Origin of the sequence: Candidatus Agathobaculum pullicola (assembly GCF_052117205.1) — a bacterium.
GTDB classification, from domain to species: Bacteria; Bacillota; Clostridia; order Oscillospirales; family Butyricicoccaceae; genus Agathobaculum; species Agathobaculum pullicola.
Genome location: NZ_JBQKJP010000015.1, coordinates 1 through 24,951, shown reverse-complemented (window position 1 = coordinate 24,951; position 24,951 = coordinate 1). Strand labels below are relative to the sequence as shown.

Genomic DNA, 24,951 nt, shown 5'->3' with positions numbered 1-24,951 from the left:
TATGCCTTATTTTGGTTATTACGGCATTGATATGTATTATATCGTGCTGGTGGTTCCCTGCATCATTCTGGCGTTCTGGGCACAGAGCAAGGTCAAAAGCACATTTGGTAAATATTCTCAGGTACTCAATCGGCGTGGGTTGAGCGGCGCACAGGCAGCGGATGCGGTGCTGCGGGCAAACGGTGTGACCGGCGTGCGCATTGAGCGGGTTTCCGGTCGTCTGACCGACCATTTCGACCCGCGCTCGAACGTCATCCGTTTGTCGGACGCGGTGTATGATTCGACCTCGGTCGCATCGGTGGGTGTGGCGGCGCACGAGGCGGGCCACGCGGTGCAGCACGCGGTTGGCTATTTTCCCATCCGTCTGCGCGCGGCTATCATCCCGCTGACGCAGTTCGGCTCGATGGCGGCGTTTCCGCTCATTCTGCTGGGTATTTTTCTCAATTCCGAGACGTTTATCAACATCGGTATTCTTGCGTTTGGACTGGCGACCCTGTTCCAGCTTGTGACGCTGCCGGTGGAGCTGAACGCGTCGAGCCGCGCGCTGGCGGCCATCCGTGAGCGCAATCTGCTGTATGAAGACGAATACCCGATGGCGAAAAAGACGCTCACCGCCGCTGCGATGACCTATGTTGCGGCGCTTGCGGTGTCGCTCGCGCAGCTTTTGCGACTGCTGCTGATTTTTGGAGGACGGAGACGCGATGACTGACAAACGCCCGCGCACGGCGCGCGAAGCTGCGGCCTTGGCGCTGCTCGCAATGGACGAGGACGGCGCGTGGTCGGACGGTGCGCTGCACCAGTGCCTTGCCCGTGCCGCGCTTGCAAACCGCGACGCGGCGCTGGCCTCCCGGCTGGTATACGGCACGGTGCAGAATGAGATGCTGCTGGACTGGTATTTGCGGCATTTTTCCAGCGTGCGGCTCAAGAAAATCGCGCCGCGCGTGCGCATCTGCCTGCGCATGGGGCTGTATCAGCTGATTTTGATGGATAAAATCCCGCCGCATGCCGCGGTGGCAGAGACGGTGGAGTTGGTGCGGCGGTACTGCCGCGCGGACGGGCGCACGGTTTCGTTTGCCAACGCCGTGCTGCGGCATGCGGCAGACGCGGTGCAGAACGGCAGCCTGCCTGTGCTTGACTGTCCGGACAAGGAAAGCTACTATGCGCTCCGATACAGCCATCCTGAATGGCTGGTGCGGCTGTGGTCGGCGCAGTTCGGTCAGAAAATGGCCGAAAAGCTGTGTCAGGCGGACAACGCGGATACGCCGGTGTCCGTGCGGGTGAATCTTTTGAAAACCACGCCGGAGGCCGCGCGCGCGGCGCTCGAAAGCGCGGGAATGACCGTGCAGGTGCATCCGGCGTTTGACGACATTGTGCTCTGCACCGGCGGGGATGTAGCGGCGACCGCCGCGTTTGAGGCGGGCGAAATCACCGTGCAGGACGCGGCAAGCGCGCTTGCGGCTGCGGTGGCAGACCCCAAACCGGGCGACACCGTGCTGGACTGCTGCGCCGCGCCGGGTGGAAAAAGCTTTGCCATGGCCGGACGCATGCAGGGGCACGGCAGCGTGACTTCGTGCGATATCTACGAACATAAGCTGGCCCGCATCCGCGAGGGTGCGGCGCGGCTGGGATTATCCAACATCCGCACTGCCTTGCAGGACGCTTCTGTGTCGCGGAAGGACTGGAAGAGTATAGCGGACGTGGTGCTGTGCGATGTGCCGTGCTCGGGACTCGGCATCATCCGGAAAAAGCCCGAAATCCGCTATAAAGACCCTGCGGAATTGGAAAACCTGCCCGCCTTGCAGGCGAGCATCCTGCAAAACTGCGCGCAGTATGTAAAGCCCGGCGGCACACTGGTTTATTCGACCTGCACGATTTTGCAGCGCGAGAATGAGGATGTTGTCCACGCGTTTCTCGCGGCCAATCCGTCATTCGAGGCTGTCCCGTGGGAGCATAAGGTATGCGGCATGCGCGAGGACGGCATGGTGACGCTGCTGCCGCCCGTACATCAGACCGACGGCTTTTTTATCGCCAAAATGAGGAAGAAGAACGCATGACAGAAATCAAGTCCCTGACAATCGAAGAACTGAAAGCCGAACTGGCCCAGATGGGCGAAAAGCCCTTCCGTGCGGGACAAATCTTCAAATGGCTCCACCAACCGGTAGAGTCCTTTGAAGAGATGTCCAACCTGTCCAAAGACCTGCGCGCGAGACTCGCTGAGCGGTTTATCCTGACCGTACCGCAGGTGGCGCGCAAGCAGGTCAGTCAGATTGACGGCACAGTGAAATATTTATGGCGGCTGCGGGACGGCGACTGCGTCGAGTCCGTTTTGATGCACTACGAGCACGGCGTGTCGGTCTGCGTATCGACGCAGGTGGGCTGCCGGATGGGGTGCAAGTTCTGCGCATCGGGCCTTGCCGGCCTGAAACGCCATCTGTCCGCGGGCGAAATCCTCGACGAAGTGCTGTTCATGCAGAAGGACAGCGGCAAGGCGGTGTCCAACATCGTGCTGATGGGAACGGGGGAACCGCTCGATAATTACGATAACGTGCTGAAATTTCTGCATCTGGTCAGCTGCTCGGAGGGTGTTAACATCGGTCAACGCCATATTTCCTTGTCAACAAGCGGAATTGCTGATAAAATAGAAAAGCTGGCAGGAGAAAAATTACAGATAACCCTATCGGTTTCCCTGCATGCGCCGGATAACGAGACGCGCTCGTCCATTATGCCGGTAAACGACGCGTATCCGGTCGAGCGGCTGATGCGCGCGTGCCGATACTATTTTGACACGACCGGGCGGCGTATTTCCTATGAGTACATGATGGCGCAGGGCAAGACCGACCGCCCGTGGCAGGCGGAAAAGCTGGCCGCGCTTCTGCGCGGCAGACCCGCGCATGTCAATCTCATCCCGCTCAATGAGGTGGCGGAAAGCCCGCTGCGGCCTTCGCGGCCCGAGGGGGTGCGCCGCTTTCAGCAAGCGCTGGAAAAGCGCGGCGTAACCGCGACCGTGCGACGGCGGCTCGGCCCGGACATTGACGCCGCCTGCGGCCAGCTGCGCCGCAGAGAGCTGCAAAAACAGCAGAGTTAAGGCCGGTTTCATCAAAACCGGATACCCGAACGGGAGATATCATCCTTACAAGACACTGGAGGTGTTCCTATGGAATGGTTTGGCTTGACCGACAGAGGCCGTGTGCGCCCGACCAATCAGGATATCTATCAAATCGAAGCACGGGAGGATAACCAGACCGTGCTGCTTGTCGTGTGTGACGGTATGGGCGGCGCGAACGCGGGCAATGTGGCCAGCCGCTTTGCCGCACAGTCGTTTGTGGAGTCCGCATGCGGCGCACTGGGCGATACGCTCGACGCTGCAAAACGGCAGACGCTGCTGACGCATGCGCTGGTGCAGGCAAACGATACGGTGTTTGCGCTTGCCGGACGGCAGCCCGAATTTCGCGGCATGGGCACCACGCTGGTTGCGGCGCTGGTACAGGGCGAAGAGGCAACCATCTTGAATGTCGGGGACAGCCGCGCCTACTTATTCGACGGCACGCGCCTGCATCAGCTGACCGAGGATCATTCCTATGTCGAGGAGATGCGCCGTCAGGGCCGCATCACCGAAGCGGATGCCCGCACGCACCCGCAGAAAAATCTGATTACCCGTGCGGTCGGCGTGGAGCCGGATGTGGAGGGCGATCTGTTTGAAGCACGGCTCGCGCGGGGCGAAATCCTGCTGCTTTGCTCGGATGGATTGACCGGTATGGTCGAGGACGAGAAAATCGCGCAGACACTGAAAGATGCCAAGACGCTCGCGCTGGCGGGCGATGCGCTGCTGACCCTCGCGATGGAGGGCGGCGGCCGCGATAATATCACGGTTGCGCTGTTCACCCGCGGCGCGGAAGAGGAGGCGTAACCCCCTATGGATAAATATATCGGCAAACTGCTCGGCGGCCGGTATGAGATCATTGATGTGGTCGGCGTGGGCGGCATGGCAGTCGTTTATCGTGCGCGCTGCCATGTGCTCAATCGCTATGTTGCCGTCAAGATTCTCAAGGACGAATATGCCAAGGACCCGGATATCCGCAAGCGGTTCTCGATTGAGTCGCAGGCGGTTGCCAAGCTCAGCCATCATAATATCGTATCTGTATATGATGTCGGCAGCGAAAACGGCACGGACTATATCGTCATGGAGCTGATCGAGGGCATCACTCTCAAGGAATATTTGCAGAAAAAAGGTCACTTGAGCTGGCAGGAGACCGTATTCTTTGCGGAACAGATTTGCCGTGCGCTCATTCATGCACATTCCCGCGGCATCATCCATCAGGATATCAAGCCGCAGAACGTCATTATCCTGCGCGACGGCACCGCCAAGCTGACGGACTTCGGCATTGCGTCCTTTGCGACCACGCAGGAAACCCGCGTGGTGCAGGAGGCAATCGGATCGGTGCACTATATTTCCCCCGAGCAGGCGAAGGGCTCCAAGATTGACTACCGGACGGATATTTATTCGCTGGGTGTTGTGATGTACGAAATGCTCACCGGAAAGCTGCCGTTTGAGGGTGAGACGGCCCTACAGGTCGTTATGCAGCACCTGAACGCTGTACCGCTTACGCCGAGCGAGCTCATGCCCGGCATCCCCAAGGGGCTCGATGAGATCGTGATGCACGCCATGTGCGCCAACATCGGCAAGCGCTATGCTTCGGCGGAAGCGTTATACGCGGATTTGGAGCAGCTCAAAAACAATGTGCAAACGCGCTTTGGCTACGCCCTTACGGAAGCTGAAACGGGTGAAACGCAGATCATCGGCCGCGACGTGCAGCGTGCGGCGCGCCGTACCGCCGCGCAGGAGCAGGCGGCTTATGCGGCGGCGCAGCGGCGTGAGACCGCAACAGCGGTGCGTGAGCCGGAAGGATTCTTTGAACGCCTATCCGGGCGGCCGGGACTGGCCGCGGGTATCGCGGTGGCGGTTGTGGCGGTGATTGCGCTGGTTGTGGTCGGTCTGCTGATTGCCACGGGCGGAAACGGCGAGGAAAAGCTGACAGTACCGCCGCTGGTTGGGCAGACGATCGACGACGTAATGGCCGATTCGACCTATACCGGCCAGTTTACCATTCAGGAGGCCGCGAATCGGCAGGAATCCAACCGACCGGTCGGTGAAATACTCGAGCAGGACCCCGAACCGGGCACGAAGGTGACAAAGGGTGCAATTATCACACTGACTGTCTCCGCAGGCGGCGACAATGTCAGTGACACCTATAAGATCATCGACTTCAAGGGCCGTACGCTCGAATATGCGCAGGCTATGCTGGACGAGCATGATGTCAGCTACCAGACCAAGGAAGAATACAGCGAAGAGGTTGAAGCGGGGAAAATTACCCGCACCGATCCTGCTGCTGGTGAGGAGTTGGAAAAGGGCGCGACGCTGACCATTTATCTGAGCAAGGGCAAGGAAGAGAAGAAGACCACCGTGCCCGATCTGTATGGCCTGTCGCAGAGCGCTGCGGAAAAGGCGCTGACGGATAAGGGGCTGGTGCTCGGTTCGGTCAATCAGGTGGAAAGCTCCGCGTCGGTCGGCACGGTTGTTTGGCAGTCTGTCAACAAGGATACACAGGTCAGTCAGGGAACCGCGGTCAACATTCAGATTTCCAAGGGCAAGAGCGAGCAGCCCACCACACCGGACGATTCGGATACGGAAGAAAAGCCGGATACCAACGGTGAGAACAGCGGCGGCAATGGCGGCGATACTGGCAATGGCAGCAATGGAGGCAGTACGCAGGAGCCGACCACACCGACCATCGGTTCCGCAACCGTTCCGGTGACGCTGCCGGATAATACGGATATGGCGCATGTGGTCATTTCGATAGACGGCGTGGTGCAGTATGACGAGACGCATGAGACCAGTCTGGGCAGCATCTCGGTGCCGCTGACCAGTACGCCCGGACAGCATGAGGTTACGGTCAGCGTGGACGGCGTATCCAGCTCGCAGACCTATACGTTCAGCTGACGGGAGGGGCGAAGGTTTGATCGAAGGGATCATTCTCAAGGGCATCGGCGGGTTCTACTATGTGGACACCGCCGATGGCCTGATTGCGTGCAAGGCGCGCGGACGATTTCGGAAAACGGTAGGCAAGCCCATTGTAGGCGATCGGGTGACGCTGGAAATTCAGCCGGAGGATGGCACCGGTTATCTGCTGGACATTGCGCCGCGCAAAAACAGCTTGGTGCGGCCTGCGGTGGCCAATCTTGACCTACTGGTGGCAGTCGCGTCGGCCGCGCCGCCCGTGACCGACCCGTTTTTGATCGACAAGGTGACGGCGATTGCGGTACACAAGGAGATCGGCGCACTGGTGGTTATCAATAAAACGGACGAAAATCCGGGCGACGCGCTGTTTGAAACCTATCAGAAAAGCGGTATCGACGTGCTGCGTGTCAGCACGCGGACCGGCGACGGCATTGACGCGCTCAAAGAGCGTTTGCGCGGACGCGTGGCGGCGTTTGCGGGCAATTCCGGCGTGGGTAAGTCGAGCGTACTCAATCGCATCGATCCGCAGTTCGGCGCGGCGGTCGGCGCCATTTCCGACCGCATTGGCAGAGGCAAACACACGACACGACATGTCGAACTGCACCCGATTGCGGGCGGCGGTTATATTGCGGATACCCCCGGCTTTTCCTCGTTTGAGACCGAGCAGATGGATTTGGTGCTGGCGGAGGACCTGCAATATGCGTTTCCTGAATTTGCGCCTTATCTCGGTCAGTGTCGGTTTACTGGCTGCGCCCATGTGAAAGAAAAGGGCTGCGCGGTGCTGGCGGCGGTCGAAGCAGGAGAGATTGCCACAAGCCGCCATGAAAGCTATGTCAAGTTGTACGACAGCGTAAAGGATTTGAAGCAATGGGAGATTTCCAAGGGCGGCACGCGCTGATTTTCGCGGCTGCACCCGAAACCGAATATGAGTACATCCGTGCGTTTCTGGACGAGCACCGGGAAGCGCTCATCGCCTGTGCGGACGGCGGTCTGCGCCATGCGCGCGCGCTTGGGCTGCATCCGGATTTTATGATTTCGGATTGCGACTCCATGCCTGAAGTGGAGGGTGCGGAGGTCATCCGACTCAAGCCGGAAAAGGACGACACGGACACGCAGGGCTGTCTGCGTGAGGTGTTTCGCCGCGGCTGCACCGAGGCGACGCTGGTCTGCGCGACCGGCGGGCGCATCGACCATATGCTGGCCAACCTGTCGCTGCTCGAAGAAGCGTATGCGATGGGCGGGCATCTGACCGTACTCGACCGGCAAAACCGTATCGTTTTGCATGAGGGTGGCTGCCGGAAATTCAAAATGCCGGCGGCGTACCGCTATTTTTCCCTTGTGCCGCTGGACGCTGTGCTGCATGGCGTGACGATTGAAAATGCAAAATATCCGCTTCGCGATGCTACAGTCACGCGCGCGGGCATGATTACCATTTCCAACGAGGCGGAGGCAAACGAGATTGTTACGGTCGAAATCCGAGACGGGCGTGCGCTCGTCATCTTTTCGCGCGATTTTGACCGCGCTTTGTGAAATATCCACACCAAAACCGCCCAAACCGGCGGTTTTTTCTATTCCTCTGTTTTGCAGTTTTGCAGGCGCAGACTTGCAAAAATAAATCGGCAGGCATATAATAAAATCATAGAGAGACGAAAAGGGAGTGCTGAGCAGTGGCATTGAAACCGATTTCCAGAATCGCGGCGGGGGTACAGGCATCGACGACGCTTGTCATTGACTCGCTGTTCAAGCAGATGAAGGCCGAAGGCAAGGATGTGGTCGGCTTTGGCGCGGGCGAGCCGGATTTTCCGACTCCGGAACACATCAAGCAGGCAGGTATCGAAGCGATTGAGAACAACCAGACCCGCTATACGCCGGCAGCCGGTCTGATGGAGCTGCGCGAGGCGGCATGCTATCGGCTGAAAGCGGATTTTGGTCTGGACTATGAGGCCAAGCAGATCGTTGTGGCCTCGGGCGCGAAGCACTCGGTTTATATTGCGCTGATGACGCTGTGCAACCCGGGCGATGAGGTCATCATCGCCGCGCCCTATTGGGTCAGCTATTCGGAAATGGTGCAGCAGGCGGGCGCGGTGCCGGTAATCGTGGCTGCGGAAGAGGAGCAGGACTTCAAGATTACCGCGGCACAGTTGGAAGCGGCCATTACGGAAAAAACCAAGGTGTTTATGCTCAACTCGCCCTGCAACCCGACCGGTATGGTCTACACCCATGAAGAACTGGAAAAAATTGCGGAGGTCTGTTGCCGCCACAACATCTATGTCATTGCGGACGAGATTTATTGCAATCTGGTATATGATGATATTGAATTTGTTTCCTTCGCATCGCTGGGTGAGGATGTCAAGAACCGTACCATCATTGTCAACGGTGTGTCCAAGAGCTATGCCATGACCGGCTGGCGCATCGGTTACAGTGCGTCCAATCCGGAATTGGCGCGCGTGATGAGCAACTATTTGAGCCACTCGACTTCCGCCCCCTCCACGATTTCGCAGTATGCGGCAATTGTGGCGCTCAAGGGGCCGCAGGAGGATATGCAGGTCATGAAAAAGGCCTTTGAGGCGCGCCGCGACCATTTGGTCGAGCGTATGAACCGCATCGAGGGTGTCTCCTGCATTAAGCCGCAGGGTGCGTTCTATGTTATGATGAACATGAAGCACTTCCTCGGCAAAACGATGTATGGCAGGAAAATCGAGAGCGCAGAGGATTTTGCACAGCTCTTCCTCGAAAAGGGTTTGGTTGCGACGGTGCCATGCACCGCGTTTGCTGCGCCGGGCTTTATTCGCTGGAGCTACGCGACTTCGCTGGCAGAAATTGACAAGGGTCTTGACCGGCTGGAAGAGTTCATCAAGAACGCATAGAATGAACCAGACAAAAAAGGACGTGCTCTTGCACGTCCTTTTTATTGTATCAAAGTGGGGAGAGCAGCGGCAGCAGCAGACGGTATTCGGTGAAGTCTCCGCAAGTGTGTACCTGCTTGAGCTTGAAGCCAAAGTGTAGGTACATCGGCACGTTTTCGCGGGAGAGTGTTTCGAGTGCAACTGCGGGATAGCCCTGTGCGGCAGCGTGCTCAATGGTACCTTCGAGCAGCTCGCGCGCAACGCCTGTACCGCGGTAGGGCTTTGCCACTGCGAACTGTGCGATGTAATACGGCCGACCGCAATAGCGTTTGTACCAGTTCGCGCTGTGCACCGCCAAAACCGGACGGCTGTTGCGCATGATTTGCGCAAGCAGAGAATTGGGGATGTCACGCAGCGCGCGGCTGTGACGCAGGGCGTAGAAAAACTGCCCAATCGGGCCGAAGTGGGACAGGCGGCGCGGATCAGCGCCCACCAGTGCGCCCGCCAGTACGCCGTCCGGCGCATCGCACACAAAAACATCGCCGCGCGAGAAAATGTAGCCTTGCCCGAGACCGAGCACGGTCGGGCCGATTGCGCGCGCGGTTTCCGGATCGATGCCGGAAAACTGCTGCTGCAATTCCTGCTTTTCGTAAAACTGGTCAAACATCAGCGCGGCCAGTGCCGCGCGGTCCTCCTGCCGGGCTTTTCGCATGCTGCGCACCTCCTGTATTCCTTGCTGCCCTGATGATAGCATGTGTGTCTGCGTCCGTCAAGCGACAGGGCGTGTAGGCGTGTCAAATACATGGGGCAAGGTGAAAAATTCTTTGTTTATTGTTACAATATATGCGCGAAACAGGGCGATTTGGCTTGAAATACGCCGTGTGCGGTGTTAAAATAAATAGGCTGTATAATTGTCTGCCCATTTGCTGTTGCAATCAGAAAAAGACAGAGTTGAAAGGACGACTGACATGAATAACGTGTATGAAAGCCCGCTGTCCTCGCGCTACGCCTCCGAGGAGATGCTGTACGCATTCTCTGCGGATATGAAGTTCTCCACCTGGCGCCGCCTGTGGGTGTCGCTGGCGAAGGCGGAGATGGCGCTTGGTCTGCCCATCACGCAGGAGCAGGTCGACGAGATGGAAGCGCATCTGACCGACATCGATTACGATACCGCGCGTGCACGCGAGAAGGAGGTGCGCCATGACGTGATGGCGCATGTGTACACCTTCGGCAAGGCCGCGCCGGGGGCGGCCGGTATCATCCATCTGGGTGCGACGAGCGCCTATGTCGGCGACAACACCGATATTATTCAGATCCGAGAGGGCCTGCTGCTGGTGCGCAAAAAGCTTGCGGTCGTGCTGGACAAGCTCGCGCGCTTTGCCGATGCGCACAAGGCGCAGCCGACGCTTGGCTTTACGCATTTCCAGCCCGCCCAGTTGACAACCGTCGGTAAGCGTGCGACGCTCTGGATGAACGAGCTGCTGATGGATTTGAACGAGGTCGAGTACCGTATCGAAAATCTGCGTATGCTTGGCTCGAAGGGCACAACCGGCACACAGGCATCCTTCATGGAATTATTTGACGGGGATGAGGCCAAGGTCAAGGAGCTGGAAAAGCGCATCGCGGACGATTTCGGGTTTGCGGGCGTGGTTCCGGTGTCCGGTCAGACCTATTCGCGCAAAATTGACGCGCAGACGCTTGCGACGCTTGCCGGCATTGCCGAGTCCGCGTCCAAGTTCGCCACCGATCTGCGGCTGCTCCAGCACCTCAAGGAGATTGAGGAGCCGTTTGAAAAGCATCAGATTGGCTCATCCGCGATGCCGTATAAGCGGAATCCGATGCGTTCCGAGCGCATCTGCGCGCTGGCACGCTATGTCATCTGCGACAGCTTAAACCCGGCGTTCACCTCCGCGACCCAGTGGTTTGAGCGCACGCTTGACGATTCGGCGAACAAGCGTATTTCCGTTCCGGAGGCGTTCCTTGCAGTGGATGCGATTCTCAACATTATGATTAACGTGGTTTCCGGTCTGGTGGTTTATCCCAAGGTCATCCATACACACGTGATGAACGAGCTGCCCTTCATGGCGACCGAGAACATCATGATGGATGCGGTCAAGCGCGGCGGCAATCGACAGGAACTGCATGAGCGCATCCGTGAACATTCCATGGCGGCAGGCAAGCGCATTAAGGAAGAGGGGCTGGACAACGATCTGATTGACCGCATTGCGGCCGATCCGATGTTCGGTATGACGCGCGAGCAGATTCTCGAGCACCTCGATCCGGCAGCCTACACCGGCCGCTGCCAGTCGCAGGTCGATGAGTTTTTAAGCGAGTGCGTCCGTCCGGCGATTGCACCCTATCTGGAGGGAGAAGAGGTTACAGTGGAGATCAACCTGTAAGCGTCGGCGCCGTGGTTGACTTTTAAGTGGTTTCGCAGTATACTACTTTAGCTGTGTAAGAAAACGAAGGAGGCAGAAACATTGAAGAAAAGTGTGATTTCCTTCATTGCAGTCATGCTTGTGATTATTTTCCTGGGCGTGACCGCAGTGACAGGTGTGTATATTCCGGGGGGATGGACCATGCCGTTCCGGAATACGGCAGCGTCGGATACCGTTGACACCGCAGATACCACCGGGGATACGGATGCGGCGGCAGACAACACCGCGGACGATACGGCAAACCAAGCCGCGGATACAACAGAAGACCAGACTGCGGACGACACCGCAGCTACGGATACTGCCGCGGATGATGCTGCAGTGGATACCGTGGATGATACGGCTGCAGATACGTTAAATGAGAACACCGCGACGGCTCTCAAGGCGATCATTCCGAGCGTGCTGGATACCGAGAACGGTATCCGTCTGGGCCTGGATCTGGTCGGTGGCTCGCGCATTGTGTATGAAGCGCAGATTCCGGAAGGCTATGATATGTCCAATCTGGCCAACGACATGAACTCGGTGCAGAAGGTTATCCGTCAGCGTCTGACCGATAAGGGCTTTACCGAAGCGACCGTTACGCTGACGGACGACAACCGCGTGACGGTTGAGATTCCGCAGATCACCAATCCGGAAGAGGCGGTGCAGACGCTCGGCACGACCGCACAGCTCATCTTTGCGGATGCGGACGGCAAGGAATGGCTGACCGGCGAGGACATCGCCAAGGCTTCTTACGGCTATGGCCGTCCAACCGGCAGCGAAGTCGCCGATATCCATTATGTTCAGGTGCAGTTTACCAATGAGGGCCGTCAGAAGTTTGCTGAGGCAACCGAGTCGGTGGCAGCCCGTTCGACGGAAAACGGCGGCGACGGTATGAATCAGTTGTATATCGTCATGGACGATCAGATCATTTCCTACCCCTCGGTCAGCGAAAAGATCGACAACGATTCCTGTGTTATCTCCGGCGCCTTTACGCGCGAGGGTGCGCAGGAGCTGGCTGACTTGATTAACGCCGGTCAGATTCCGTTCTCGCTGACGCAGGTCGAGCTGCGTTCGGTCGGCCCGCAGCTGGGCGCGGACGCGATGCGCACCTCGCTGATCGCGGGCGCAATCGGTGTGCTGCTGGTATGCCTGTTCATGCTGATCGTTTACCGCGTTCCCGGTCTGGTTGCCTGCCTGGCGCTGGGCTTCTACATCGTAATTGAAGCGCTGATTTTCAGCCTCATTCGCGTCAACCTCTCCCTGCCGGGCATCGCGGGTATCATTTTGTCCATCGGTATGGCGGTGGACGCCAACGTCGTTATCTTTGAGCGCATAAAGGAAGAACTGCGCGCGGGCAAGACGGTCAAGAGCGCGATTGAGTCGGGCTTCAAGCGTGCGTTTACCGCAATTCTGGACTCCAACGTTACCACGCTCATTGCAGCGGCGGTTCTGTTCTTCCTCGGCACCGGTACGATTGTCGGCTTTGCGACCACGCTGGGCATCGGCGTTATCGTTTCCATGTTCACGGCGCTGACCGTGACCCACTTCCTGCTGCGCTGCATGGTGAACTTCCATATTCGCAGCCCCAAGGCGTACGGCCTGAACGACCACGCCCTGCGTCCGCGTTTTGCGGTTCTGAAGAACTTCAAGATCTTTGGCGGCATTTCGATTCTGCTGGTTTTGACCGGTCTGGTTTCGCTCATTCTGCTGCCGTTCGGCCAGAACTTCTTCAATCTGAGCATTGACTTTGCGGGCGGCACGGAGATGGAGTTCGCAATGCACCAGACGGTCGACCAGAATCTCCAGAGTGAGATTGGCGGCCTGTTTGCGGAAGTGACCGGTATAGAGGCATCTTCCGTTACCTCTTCGGGTGACAACAATGAGAACGTGCTGATTCGCTCGACCTCGATTGACTCGCAGAAGCGCGAAGCGGTCATTGCAAAGATGACTGAGACCTACGGTCTGACCGAGGGCGATATCTACAACAATAACGACGTTTCCGCGTCGGTTGGTTCCGATTTGCAGCGCGCCGCATTCCTGTGTGCGATTGTGGCGATTGTACTGATGCTGATTTACATTACTATCCGCTTTGAACTGACCAGCGGTCTGGCGGCGATTGTTTGTCTGGTGCATGACTTGCTGATCATGCTGTCGGTCTATGTCTGGCTGCAAATTCCGCTGGACACCAACTTTATCGCCGCGGCGCTGACCATCTTTGGTTATTCGATCAACGCGTCCATCATCGTATTCGACCGCGTGCGTGAGAATTTGCGCACCGCGCGCAAGGAGCCGTTTGAGGAGGTGGCGGAGCGCAGCGTATGGCAGACCATGGGCCGTACGATCAATACTTCGCTGACCACGCTGTTCACAGTTGGCATGATTTATATTCTGGGTGTGCCGTCGCTCAAGCAGTTTACGCTGCCGCTGATTGTCGGTATTCTGGCGGGCGCTTGGTCGTCCATCATGCTGTCCTCTGGCTTGTGGAGCTTTTTCCGCAAGAAGTTCCGCAAAAAGCGCGTCTAATAGGATGAAAAAAGGCCGGGCAAAGCGCCCGGCCTTTCGCGATTTACTTGCTCGATATAGGGAAAATGAAACAGACAGGCGAGGCAGTATCAAGGCTTGTTTGTCTATCAAAGCAGAAGAAGGGAGGAAAGTCATGCGGATCGGCATGTCAACCGCGTGTTTTTATCCGCAGCCGCTGGAAGAGGCCCTGCCGATTATCGCGGAGCTGGGCGTGCGCGCAATTGAAATATTCTTTAATACGGAAAGTGAATTTCAGCCGCGCTTTTATGAGGCGCTGGGTGCGCAGACGCGCAGTTTGGGACTGGATGTCATATCCGTGCATCCGTACACCTCATTGATGGAAGGAATGTTGCTGTTTTCGGATTATACGCGCCGCACAGAGGACGGTCTGGTGCAGTATCAGCGGTATTTTGAGTGTGCGGCGGCGCTGGGTGCGCGGTTTTTGACCTTTCACGGGGAGCGCCATATGGGACAGCAGGATAGCCCGGCGCGATGGGAGCGCAAGTGCGCGGTTTACCAGCGGCTGTGTGAAATCGGTGCGGCCTGCGGTGTGACGCTTGCGCAGGAGAATGTTGCATGGTGTCGGTCGAGCGACCCAGCGTTTATCCATGCGCTGTATCGCGATGTGCCCGCGCTGCGCTATACGCTGGATATCAAACAGGCGTATCGCGCCGGACAGAGCTGGAAGACGTTCATGGACGTGATGGGGGAACGGCTGGTCAATGTGCATATCAACGACTTTGCCGCTGAGCAGAGCTGTCTGATGCCCGGAGAAGGCACGATGGATTATGCCGATTTTTTCTCACGGCTGCGTACAAAAGGGTATCAGGGTCATACCATCATTGAGGTTTACCGGACCAACTTCGACGCGCCGGAGGAGTTGGGACGAGCAGTGCACACGCTGAGCAGATTTGCGTCGGTGTGAAGCAGCAAAAGAGAGCCGCAGATTAAGGTGTGTTGATTGACTTTATACCACAAGCGGTGGTATAATAAGGGAAAATACAGGATTGTATACCGGTTTGTAAGGGGGAAACGCAATGAAGTGTCCGTTTTGCGGGTTTGATGACAGTAAGGTAGTTGATTCCCGTCCGACTGATGAGGGAACAAGTATTCGCCGTCGTAGGGAATGTCTCAAATGTCTCAAGCGTTTCACCACCTATGAAACTGTGGAGCGGATGCCGCTGATGCTGGTCAAGCGTGACGGCACGCGGCAGGCCTATGACCGGCAGAAGCTGTTGGGTGGACTGATGAAGGCGTGTGAAAAACGACCGGTGTCGCTCATTCAGCTCGAGCAAATCGTGGATAATGTCGAGCAGCGGGTGTTCGGCTCGCTGGAAACCGAGGTATCCAGTAAAGTGATTGGGGAATTGGTGATGGAGCAGCTGCGCAAGGTCGATGAAGTGGCTTATGTGCGCTTTGCATCTGTTTACCGACAGTTCAAGGATATCAACACCTTTATGGAGGAACTGAACACCCTGCTGAAGGATAAATGATTTTTGTTAACATCCCTCACAAAACCGGCATAATGTCCGGGAAAAAAGCGCATAAACCGGGAAAATAAGAGCGAGGACTCAAGGCATGGAAAGTGCTTTGGGTCTTTTTTTATTGGGTAAAAGGGGGATGGAAGGGGAAGAAAAGTTGCAAAAAGAGGGAAAATGAAAAACGGGCAAAAAGAAAAAATGTCGATTTTAGAGAGATTTTCGGCCTGTTTCAGGTGAGACGGAATGGAAAAGGGAGGAATTGGAGCAGATCGAACGGAATGGGATGAGAATGGATAGAGAATGGAAGAGAATGGGACAAATGAGGCGCATTTAGCATAGAAAAGTTCTGAATCCTGCATCACATAATTATTCGGAGTTTACAGTTCCTTACAGATAATGGACGGAGTTTGTGTGGCAAATCCGGCGCAAACGGCCAAAATAGTGCGTTTTTTACGGAAAAATTGTTTGTTTTTGCAGGGATAATAACAGGGAGTTTAAGGGTAATTGCAATTAGCATGAGATTTTGAAGACCAGATTTTCGCGGTGCTAAGATGGATTGCGAAAATTTGTTTCGGATTATGACTAATAATTAAGAATAATGCATGGTTTAAGGGAGTTAAGTTGCAAAAATAATTTTGCTTAAATAAAGCATTTATCCTGAGATTTTACGGAAAAACCGCAAAAAGCTCAGCATAATTCAGGAATTATTCTAAGATTTTGTGATCAAGGGAGGGTGCGTTATGGAAAAGCTGGCTAAACGGACAAGGGAAATCCGCTTTTACAGCCAAAAGAACCAAGCGATGTGCAGTGTTCACTCGGCCGGTGCGCGGGACTACACCAAATGGTTGGAGGAACGCGAGGATGTGCGCGGCTACGAAGCCAATATTGATTGGGACACTGCCTTTCTCAGTCGGATCGATCGCGTGGATATTCGCGGCTCGTACCTGACTACGGACTGGACAAGCGATTTCAAGCTGTTTTTCACAGACGGACATATCGGTATCCGGGAGATGATCCTGAAACGGAAGTTACATGAGCGCGCCTATGTGGAAAAGCTGGAGCTGTCTCGTCGGTACTGGAAAGCACAGGGCATCGAGGATTGGAAACTGGTAATGGAGGAATGAGCATGTTTATCAAGGTGCTGGAGGAGATCTACCATGTGCTGCGGCAAGAAACAGACGGCTGCTGGGTGATCCGGTTCGAGAACCCGCAACGACCGCAGTTTCTGTCTGCTGCACAGATGGAGGTCTGTCAACGTGTGCCTGCTCCCAAACGGTATCTGAAAAGTACAGATGCGAAACGAAAACCCAGCAAAGCAGAAACGAAAAAGACTGCCATGTTGCAACCAATGATCGATGATCTGTACTGCGTTTCAGATTTCAAACGGCGAAAGGAATTATCTGAGCAGATTGCAGAAAAGTACCATACCACGCCGAGACGGATCTACCAGCTATACCTGCTGTATCTGGCGCAGGACAGTCTAATGCCCAAACCGCGAGAAAGCCATTTGGGTAAGCAAATCAATATCCAGCGTACTTTCCAGCAAGCCATCGAAACGCTGTACTACTCAGCCAAGCGTCCGTCCTTGCGGTCGGTGTACGATTGTATGCTGCTTGAGCACTTTACGGATGATAACGGGAAGCTGTTGGAGGGTCACCCTACATGGAGCAGCTTCCGGCAGTATTACTACTCTCATGGCTTGCACAAGGGCAGCCAGAAGCAGATCAGCAGGGAGGGCCTGACCAACTATCAGCGTAATCATCGGATGCTGTTTGGCAACGCGCAGAATTGGAAAAGCCAGATCGGATGTTATCAGATGGATGCCACACAGGGAGACCTCTATCTGGTGTCCAGCCTTGACCCAAACACCGTGATCGGCAGACCCAATTTGTATCTGGCGGTCGATACGGTTACCGGACTGATCGCTGGATTTTACGCAGGCATGGAGACCGGGGAGCAGGCGGTGTTGTACTGTATAGCCAACGCTGCGCAGGACAAGGTAAAGTTTTGTGCCAAGTACGGCATCACGATCACCGCAGACCAATGGCCGAACGCAGGACTGCCGGGGGAGATCGTTACAGACCGTGGCCGGGAGTTTTGTGGGTCTCGAATTGACGCCCTCTGTAAACGGTATGGCATTGAACGCGAAAGCCTGCCCCCGTTTCGTCCGGATCAGAAGGGGCTGGTGGAAAAGAGTTTCAGTTTGATTCAGAATCATTACACCGCAGCCCTTCGTGGTAAGGGTATGATCGAGCCGGACGCACAGGAACGCTGGGCAACCGATTATCGCAAGCAGGCGTCACTTACCTTGAATGATTATGTCAAGCTGCTGATTCACACGATCGTCTATCTCAACAGCGCAAGGGTGCTGAAAAACTATCCTCTTACGGACGAGATGCTGCGCGACCATGTGACACCAACGGCCTCCGGATTGTGGCACTGGTTTGCTGAGATGGGACGGAGCAGCTTGCTGGAACTCGACCCGCAGGAATACGAACTGCTGGCATTATCGCAGGGAGAAGCTACTGTAGATCGGCATGGCGTGCGTTTTCGTGGCTTCCACTATGGCGCACCGGCATTTCGTAGTCTGCTGGAAAAACTGAGGAACAGCAAGGTAACGGTGGCATACGACCCGGAACGCACCGATCTTTTGTATCTGGTGCAGGATGATGAGTATGTGAGATTGCCGCTGACCAAAGCGTGCAGCAGATACCGCAGCCAGTCCTATGCCGAAGCGCAGCAATACCGTGCCGCAGAGCAGGACGCTAAACAGCAGTGCAGTGCCGCCGAAACGCAGGCCCGGGTTGATCTGATGCGGGACATCCAGACCATCACAACAAAACGATAAAAGGAGGAAAGCACCATGTCGGACAATCCCTATCTGGACAGCGTACCCGAAGAACTGAGCAAATCGGACTTCGTACAGCAAATCAAAAGTACACCCGATTTTGCAGGTGTGCCAATGACCAACCGCATCGCCAAACTGGGTGAGCTGTTTGTGCCGATGGATTATATGTATATGGTTTATGACCTGCTGCTTCGCGCAATCCGCACCACCTATCTGACCATCACCATGCTGGACACGATACGCCAGATACAGGGGCTGCGGCAGGAGAGCGTTGCCAGCTTCGCAACAGAGGCAGAAAGCGGTTCGATTTTGGGTGTGGCCGGTGTCGGAAAAAGCTCGACGGTCCGGCGGTGCTTGTCCCTCATTCCTCAGTGCGTGACCCACAGCGAATACAACGGTAAGCCATTCTACAAAAAGCAGATTCTGCATCTGTTTGTTGAGTGCCCATCCGACTGCTCGGTGAAAACACTGGCATACAGTATCATTGCAGCGGTGGACCGTGCGATTGGTTCGGAGTATTTTCGGTTTGCTGCCAAACAGAGCCGGTTGTCTGCCAGTGCGCTCGTGACGCAGGTGAAAATCATCTGCCTGAACCATGCGGTTGGTGTGATCGTGGTTGATGAGATCCAGAACGCCATTCAGACAGCGGTGCATAATAAGCAGGTAAGGCCGCTCATCAAGTTTCTGGTGGAGCTGGTCAACGAAACCTGCACCAGCATTTACTTTATCGGTACCTCGGAAGCAGAACAGCTGTTTTGCCAGCAGGAGCATTTGCAGCGCCGTACCCGTGGACTTCGGTTGCTCCCGTTGCGTCCGGATGCAGGATATCGTCAGTTTCTCGAACAGATCTGGCAGTTTCAGATCACGGAAACATACATGCCGCTCACCGACCGTGTGGCTAATCTGATTTATGACCACTCCGGCGGGATTCCGTCTTACATCATGCAGATTTTCCAGCAGGGGCAGGCACAGAGCATTCAGGCCGGGCGGGAGCAGATGGATGAAAAGCTGCTCAAACAGGGCATAGAGCTGCTCAACCTGAGTGTGCCTAAGAAGTTCCCTTCTGGGATATCGCTTTCGGATTTTACGGTGTCCGAGGTTGTGAGCGAGCCTGCCGCACTTCCGGAGCAGCCGGTTCAGAAGGAGCCGCAGGAAGTGCCTCGTTTGTACGCCAATCCTCGTGGTCGCAAAGCCGTGAGCAGAAACAATCTGGATTTAATTGAACTGTGGAAGCGCAAGCAGGAGACAGAGAAAATCGTACAGGGTATGGAGAACTTGGGATTGATAGAGAGGGGATTACCATGATCGGCTTCTTTCCGCAGCTATATCCGGATGAATTATGGTACAGCGTGATCATGCGCTACCATCTGCACGCCGGGATCGCCTACTGGTCTGACACGTTGCAGCTGTTGTTCCCGGATTGCCGGACCTATCCCAAAGTGGGGGAGCTGCTGCCCAATACAACGATGCAGCAATTACAGCACGTGTTGCCCGAGGGGACGCTGGATTTACGGGAGCTGGCATTGTACCATTCTTTGTTCCGGTTCCGGTTGTTGTTTTTGCCCCATGAGCGGAAACAAGACTTACTGAATGGGTTTTGTGAAGGACAGAACATTGCACCGGCTTTATTATCCGTCCGAAAGAAACTGCATGAGCATTCGCTTCGGTTTTGTCCGCTTTGCGCGCAGGAGGACAGAGAACAGTACGGAGAAGCGTACTGGCACACGGAGCATCAGATCCATTTGCTGCCGCTCTGTCCCAAGCATCACTGTCGTTTGGTGGAAGCGGAGCAGAAACCGAGCATGGTGCTGAGCCGTCAGCTGGTGACCATTCCGCCGGAGGAAATCAAACAAAACCATCAGGCAACCGAGACCGAACTGGCCTTGACCGAACTGCTGCATCAGTGGTACCAGTTCCCGTTGGAAGAGCAGGCAAACCGGAATAGTGACAATCTCGACCGTGCGGCGGAGAATGCGGGCCTGTTGGGGGATGGAAACGTCAACCGCTTGGCATGGGATAAGGAAAAGACCTATGCACGCTTGGTCGAGACATTCGGACAGCAGACTGTGCAGGAGGTATTCGGGTTGCACTTGACGACGGCACATTTGAGACGGCTTCGCAAGCTCGAGATCGCCCACACCGAGGAGTATGCGTTGCTCTGTACCATGCTGGGTCTGGATGCGGAAAGCCTGTTTTCGGACAAGAGCATCCCGCTGCACTTACAGGAGCAGATGCAAGCACTCGCGCGGCAGGATCGGCAATACAGCAAGCAGGGCATCGCAGAACAGCTTGGCATTCAGGTGGGGCAGGTTTCCTCCTATGCGGCTCGTTTCGGCATCGCACCGTTTTGGGTGCAGAGCGGCAGTCCGGTGACAGCAGATGCACGGAAGGAGTACACAGTCACGATCCACTTGAGTGAAAATGAGAAATCGAAACTGGACGGTTATATGCAGCAGCATCATTTTTCTGCCTACAGTCATGTACTGCGGCAATTTATGATGCAGGGACTAAAGATGGAAGAGAAGGGATGAGTATGAAATACGGATATGTTCGATGCTCGACCAATGAGGAGCGGCAGGATATTGGACGACAGGTGCGTGAGTTGGTGCAGATGGGCATCGCAGAGGAGAACATCTTTCTGGAATATGAGTCCGGCATGAAAGCCGATCGTGCGCAGTTGAATCGACTGCTTTCTGTGGTGCAGGCAGGGGATGAGATCGCCACGACCGAGGTCAGCCGACTGACCCGATCGACCCGCCAGCTTTGTGATTTGATTGCCTTTACCGAGCAGCATAAGCTTCGGTTGGTCATCAAGGGTTCGCTGACGATAGACTGTACCGGCGGGGAGATGGACCCGATGACCAAAGCCTTCCTCCAGATCGCAGGTGTGTTTGCAGAGCTGGAACGCAATATCATTTCCGCCCGGGTCAAGAGTGGGATGCGAAATGCCGCTGCAAAAGGGGTTCAGTTAGGAAGACCGAAGCTCACCTTTGAACGCATCCCCGATCGGTTCCTGCGGTACTATGCGCTGTACCAAGCACAGGGATTGTCTGTGACGGAACTGGCTCGTTTGGCTGGGGTAAGCCGGATGACTGCGTACCGATATTTGCAGCTGATGGAGAAACGGGAGAAACGGCCTAAGCCTTCAAGTCAGGCGTCTCATATAGAAGAATAGGCGTGATTGTGGACGCTGTGAGAGAAAATGCAGTGGAAAAATGCAGTTTGAAATTCTTAAATCAGCGGTGTGTGAAAAACTTGCGTTTTTTGATACGGTTTTTGTTGACAGTACCCTTGCCCATGGCATATAATGAAAGCAAGCTATAAGATATCAGTAATCGTGTAATGCGATTGCAAAATTGAATATGATTCCGAATAAAGACAGAATTACCGTAGGGTAGTTCTGTCTTTTTTTGTGTTCGTAAAACATGTGTTCATGCGATAAGTATACTGTTTTGATATACAAAGGAATACTGTGCGGAGAAGAAAATGATATAAACCACATAGGAAAAGTAGGTATAAATTAAAATTGATTTAAAACCTATCAATAATGCAGAAAAAACTATTGTTTTGGGGGAGCCCCCAATATTAAATGGGGGGATATACTTTGAAAAACGGATGAAACTCTATGAAAATGAGGAAACACCACCCGAAAAAGCACTATATATGGTGGTTTTTGGGCCCCGGCGCTCGCTAATAACATTCAATAGCTTCTAAGCTATTGGATGTTATAGATCAATTCAGTACTCTATTTTCTTCTCTATTCAGGTGACGTAGCTTCGCTACTCGCCTGTAAGGAAAAACTCGCTACGGTTCCTACTTCACTGGGTGCAGTCTTAGATACCGATTACTCGTTCATAAGGTGTCGCTTTGAACGAGGTACTGGAGACGGAGCACTCTTTTATGGGAGGAGTTACCTCATGATTCTGCGGAACGAATAAAGATGCGACAGATTTTATGCAATGGGCAACAATGCATCAGAGGAATCGGTTATGCGAAAGCATCACGAATGAATAACACGATCACAGGAGTCCTTCAGTATAGAGATACTCCCAGTGGAGATGAAACTCATTATCCTCAGCTATGTGAGGAGATCAAGGATATTGTGTACTGACTCTCTTACCATACGTGGGAGCGAATCACAATGGGGAAGTTATTTAAGCAGTCAACTCGGTTAAGCGTAAAGTCTCTCTGGACATTGGTAAAAGCTCCAACGGCTGTTACGTCAACCGAATATTGAAATCATGCTCCTGAGCAATCAACTCGGGCTTACGCTTAATGTGTGCTGTCTTAGCGGCAGACGATCTACCTCGTTGATGGAGTTGCGTCAAAGTTGATTATCGGGAATCTCTATTCCGAGGAAGACAGCTGATCACTCAGCTACTGTTGATGCAGAGAAAACGCGCACAAGCTCAAAGCAGCAATGCGTACATCTTGCTCTGTCGATTGGTTCCGTACTGTGTGATCAGCGCATGATGCAATACCTTAAGGCGAATATCGCCACCCTGATGGCACTGCTGGATATCCAATCCAGCCCGGATAGTATGCAGTTGCGAATGCTGCTGCGTATTGTGCGCCAAAATGTGGATGATTCGACTTATATTCGGATTCGGGAGGAACTGAATCATTATTTGAATGCGGAAGGCCCGCTGGTCAACCTGCCCAAGCCCGCTCTGGCAAGTCTGCATGGTATGCTGTGCACCTACGGCATTGGATTGGCAGACCATGCGGAGGGAGACTGGAAAGACGAGATTCGCAAAACCGCGGCGCCCTTGCTCGATTGCGGTTGTATTCAGCAAAGCTACGTGGATAAAATGATTGCGCTGGGCGAGGCGCACGGCCCCTATTTTGTCATCAGCGAGGATATCGCAATCGCGCATGCCCGACCGCAGGATGGTGTTATGACGCTGGGACTGCGCCTGACCATCTATCGTGAAGGGTTGACCGTTATGGAACGGAAAGGGATCCGTTTTTTATTTGTGCTGTCCTCCCCGGATCAGAAAAAGCACTTGCACATTCTGGAGAATATTATGGCGCTCAGCCGTAATGAAAAGCTGCGCAATGCGCTATGCCTTGCACAAAATCAGGCGCAGGCGCTGTCGCTTCTGGAAGAATTTCAGTAATATGATAAACTGTAAATCGAAAGGAGAACCAAATGGAGCTTTATGTGGATATCGCAGATATTGATGTAATCAAAGCGATTGCGCAATATTTCCCAATTGATGGTTTTACGACCAATCCTAAAATATTTACGCAGGCCAAGCAGCCTGTTCCGGTGCTGATGGCTGAATACAAAAAGTATGCTGATGAAACTGGGGCGAAAGTTTTTGTGCAGGTAACCGGCTCCACGGCGGCAGAAATGTTTGAGCAGGCTAAAATGCTGCAAAGCTATTTCGGCGCGCAGTTCGTTGTCAAAATTCCGGCGGTAAAAGAGGGATATCAGGCAGTCCGCCTGTGCAAGCAGGCCGGAATCCCTGTCGCGGTTACCGTGGTGCACTCGATGATGCAGGCGCTGGTGGCAGCAAAGGCAGGCGCGGACTATGTGGCGCCTTATGTCAGCCATATCGATAATATGGGCGCTGATGGGGTTAGTTGTGTAGCGGAAATGGTGACGGCTTTCCGAAACGGCGGATATCCGTGCAAGGTGATTGGAGCGAGCTTCCGCACCGTGGATCAGATCAAAAATCTGGCTGTTTGCGGCTGTCAGGCAGTGACTATTGCACCGGCTCTGTTTGATGCGCTGATTGCGCATCCTGCAACGACGGAATCGGTAAAGGGCTTTGACAAGGTGTGGAGCGAGACGTTCGGGGACAAACAGGTGAGCGATCTGCTGCCGAAGTAATTCTCCCGGATAAAAGGAGAAAACGTGTGATTCGTGCGGTGATTTTCGATATGGACGGCCTTATGTTCGAAACCGAGCGGGTGGCCTTTCAAATGCTTCAAACGGCCTGTGCCAAGCGAGGCTTGCAGTTTACCATTGATATGAAGCGACAGATGTGCGGGGCTGATTTTGCCGTGAGTGCACAAATATTTGCAGACGCTTTCGGTGCGATCGATCCCGCGTATACATATGATGTCTGCTGGTCAGGTGTCAGAAAAGAAATGGAAAAACTGTTTGCAGAGCAAGGAATCCCCTGTAAACCCGGTCTGCGGGAACTGCTGGACTTTTTGTCCGACCGTGGCATAAAAACTGCCGTGGCATCCGGTTCGGCGCGTCATGTGGTGCAGAAATATATTGAGATAGCGGATTTGGGTGAGTATTTTCCGGTAATAGTCGGTGGAGGGGATTTCCGTCAGCCCAAGCCGTCTCCGGAAAGTTTTCTGCTGGCTGCCGAGCGTCTGACGGTTTCGGCCCCGGAATGTCTGGTTTTGGAGGACTCCGGCAGAGGACTGGAGGCTGCGTATCGTGCAGGTATGTGTGCAATTTGGGTTCCGGATCTGGACATACCACGGCAGGAGATCCTTGCAAAAACAGATGCGGTGTGCGAGACGCTGGCAGATGTTATTCCGTGGCTCAAAGCACAAAATAGCCTGTCATAAAAAGCAACAAAGTGTTTGCCGGAATGAACTTCCCCTTATTCCGGCGGAGCCCCTGCTGTGGTGTTGGCATTACGCCATGGCAGGGGCTTTGTGCTGATGCAGGATATGTACGCGTGGAGAATACAAACCGGGCGAATACATCTGGCATTGGTACGGCAGTAGAGATGCTGCCTTTGTAGGTTTGTCAAACATATTGGACAGAGAACTCTAAGGGAGAAAACCAACCTAGAGGCCTCATGGGAAAGTTGTTGGAGTGGCGATTATGGATAGCGAGCTGCTTGGC

The 24,951-nt window shown here is 54.7% G+C and carries 21 protein-coding genes; 20 read left to right on the top strand and 1 reads right to left on the bottom strand.

Annotation, left to right across the window (positions count from 1 at the left end; translation table 11 throughout):
- Position 1: 1 nt before the first annotated feature.
- The 8 genes from ACTQ3V_RS07175 (at position 2) to ACTQ3V_RS07140 (ending at position 8,883) form a co-directional block, all read left to right on the top strand.
- On the top strand, positions 2-709 hold the full coding sequence (locus ACTQ3V_RS07175; RefSeq protein ID WP_441466914.1) for a zinc metallopeptidase: 708 nt from the start codon (positions 2-4) through the stop codon (positions 707-709).
- A complete protein-coding gene (gene rsmB / locus ACTQ3V_RS07170) occupies positions 702-2,054 on the top strand; it encodes a 16S rRNA (cytosine(967)-C(5))-methyltransferase RsmB (RefSeq protein ID WP_441466913.1) in 1,353 nt (450 codons plus the stop codon). The genes ACTQ3V_RS07175 and rsmB overlap by 8 nt, the downstream gene beginning before the upstream one ends.
- Complete coding sequence (rlmN, locus tag ACTQ3V_RS07165; protein WP_441466912.1) at positions 2,051-3,085, top strand: dual-specificity RNA methyltransferase RlmN; 1,035 nt, start codon at positions 2,051-2,053, stop codon at positions 3,083-3,085. The genes rsmB and rlmN overlap by 4 nt, the downstream gene beginning before the upstream one ends.
- A gap of 69 nt (positions 3,086-3,154) precedes the next feature.
- Positions 3,155-3,907, top strand: coding sequence for a Stp1/IreP family PP2C-type Ser/Thr phosphatase (locus ACTQ3V_RS07160; RefSeq protein WP_441466911.1), 753 nt, complete (start codon positions 3,155-3,157; stop codon positions 3,905-3,907).
- Positions 3,908-3,913: 6 nt separating this feature from the next.
- Positions 3,914-5,998, top strand: coding sequence for a Stk1 family PASTA domain-containing Ser/Thr kinase (gene pknB, locus ACTQ3V_RS07155; RefSeq protein WP_441466910.1), 2,085 nt, complete (start codon positions 3,914-3,916; stop codon positions 5,996-5,998).
- Between the two features lie 16 nt (positions 5,999-6,014).
- On the top strand, positions 6,015-6,914 hold the full coding sequence (gene rsgA, locus ACTQ3V_RS07150) for a ribosome small subunit-dependent GTPase A (protein ID WP_441466909.1): 900 nt from the start codon (positions 6,015-6,017) through the stop codon (positions 6,912-6,914).
- Positions 6,884-7,546, top strand: a complete 663-nt coding sequence (locus ACTQ3V_RS07145) for a thiamine diphosphokinase (protein ID WP_441466908.1) — start codon at positions 6,884-6,886, stop codon at positions 7,544-7,546. The genes rsgA and ACTQ3V_RS07145 overlap by 31 nt, the downstream gene beginning before the upstream one ends.
- Positions 7,547-7,689: 143 nt before the next feature.
- Positions 7,690-8,883: a pyridoxal phosphate-dependent aminotransferase gene (locus tag ACTQ3V_RS07140; protein ID WP_441466945.1), complete on the top strand. Its 1,194-nt coding sequence runs from the start codon at positions 7,690-7,692 to the stop codon at positions 8,881-8,883.
- 49 nt (positions 8,884-8,932) lie between these two features.
- Here the strand turns inward: ACTQ3V_RS07140 and ACTQ3V_RS07135 are convergent, their stop codons facing one another.
- Positions 8,933-9,574, bottom strand: a complete 642-nt coding sequence (locus ACTQ3V_RS07135) for a GNAT family N-acetyltransferase (RefSeq protein ID WP_441466907.1) — start codon at positions 9,572-9,574, stop codon at positions 8,933-8,935.
- Between the two features lie 256 nt (positions 9,575-9,830).
- On the opposite strand from ACTQ3V_RS07135, the gene purB reads away from it, so the two are divergent.
- The 12 genes from purB (at position 9,831) to ACTQ3V_RS07075 (ending at position 24,668) form a co-directional block, all read left to right on the top strand.
- The gene (purB, locus tag ACTQ3V_RS07130; RefSeq protein ID WP_441466906.1) at positions 9,831-11,261 is read left to right on the top strand and encodes an adenylosuccinate lyase; all 1,431 of its coding nucleotides are present in this window, start codon (positions 9,831-9,833) and stop codon (positions 11,259-11,261) included.
- 81 nt (positions 11,262-11,342) lie between these two features.
- Positions 11,343-13,802 (top strand): protein translocase subunit SecD, encoded by a 2,460-nt coding sequence (gene secD / locus ACTQ3V_RS07125; RefSeq protein ID WP_441466905.1) that lies wholly within the window; start codon positions 11,343-11,345, stop codon positions 13,800-13,802.
- 133 nt (positions 13,803-13,935) lie between these two features.
- A complete protein-coding gene (locus ACTQ3V_RS07120) occupies positions 13,936-14,727 on the top strand; it encodes a sugar phosphate isomerase/epimerase family protein (protein WP_441466904.1) in 792 nt (263 codons plus the stop codon).
- 112 nt (positions 14,728-14,839) lie between these two features.
- Positions 14,840-15,295: a transcriptional regulator NrdR gene (gene nrdR, locus ACTQ3V_RS07115; protein WP_302665863.1), complete on the top strand. Its 456-nt coding sequence runs from the start codon at positions 14,840-14,842 to the stop codon at positions 15,293-15,295.
- A 728-nt stretch (positions 15,296-16,023) separates the two neighbouring features.
- The gene (locus tag ACTQ3V_RS07110) at positions 16,024-16,407 is read left to right on the top strand and encodes a PDDEXK family nuclease (protein WP_441466903.1); all 384 of its coding nucleotides are present in this window, start codon (positions 16,024-16,026) and stop codon (positions 16,405-16,407) included.
- 2 nt (positions 16,408-16,409) lie between these two features.
- Positions 16,410-18,131, top strand: a complete 1,722-nt coding sequence (locus ACTQ3V_RS07105) for a TnsB C-terminal domain-containing protein (RefSeq protein WP_441466902.1) — start codon at positions 16,410-16,412, stop codon at positions 18,129-18,131.
- 15 nt (positions 18,132-18,146) lie between these two features.
- Positions 18,147-19,436, top strand: coding sequence for an ATP-binding protein (locus tag ACTQ3V_RS07100; RefSeq protein ID WP_441466901.1), 1,290 nt, complete (start codon positions 18,147-18,149; stop codon positions 19,434-19,436).
- Complete coding sequence (locus ACTQ3V_RS07095) at positions 19,433-20,662, top strand: TniQ family protein (protein ID WP_441466900.1); 1,230 nt, start codon at positions 19,433-19,435, stop codon at positions 20,660-20,662. The genes ACTQ3V_RS07100 and ACTQ3V_RS07095 overlap by 4 nt, the downstream gene beginning before the upstream one ends.
- 2 nt (positions 20,663-20,664) lie before the next feature.
- The gene (locus tag ACTQ3V_RS07090; RefSeq protein ID WP_441466899.1) at positions 20,665-21,306 is read left to right on the top strand and encodes a recombinase family protein; all 642 of its coding nucleotides are present in this window, start codon (positions 20,665-20,667) and stop codon (positions 21,304-21,306) included.
- 1,294 nt (positions 21,307-22,600) lie between these two features.
- Entirely contained in the window at positions 22,601-23,251 is a 651-nt protein-coding gene (locus tag ACTQ3V_RS07085) for a PTS sugar transporter subunit IIA (protein WP_441466898.1), read from the top strand.
- A 32-nt stretch (positions 23,252-23,283) separates the two neighbouring features.
- Positions 23,284-23,970, top strand: coding sequence for a transaldolase family protein (locus tag ACTQ3V_RS07080; protein ID WP_441466897.1), 687 nt, complete (start codon positions 23,284-23,286; stop codon positions 23,968-23,970).
- Positions 23,971-23,996: 26 nt separating this feature from the next.
- Positions 23,997-24,668 carry an HAD family hydrolase gene (locus tag ACTQ3V_RS07075; RefSeq protein ID WP_441466896.1) on the top strand — a complete coding sequence of 224 codons (672 nt, stop codon included), beginning with the start codon at positions 23,997-23,999 and terminating at the stop codon, positions 24,666-24,668.
- Positions 24,669-24,951: the final 283 nt, after the last annotated feature.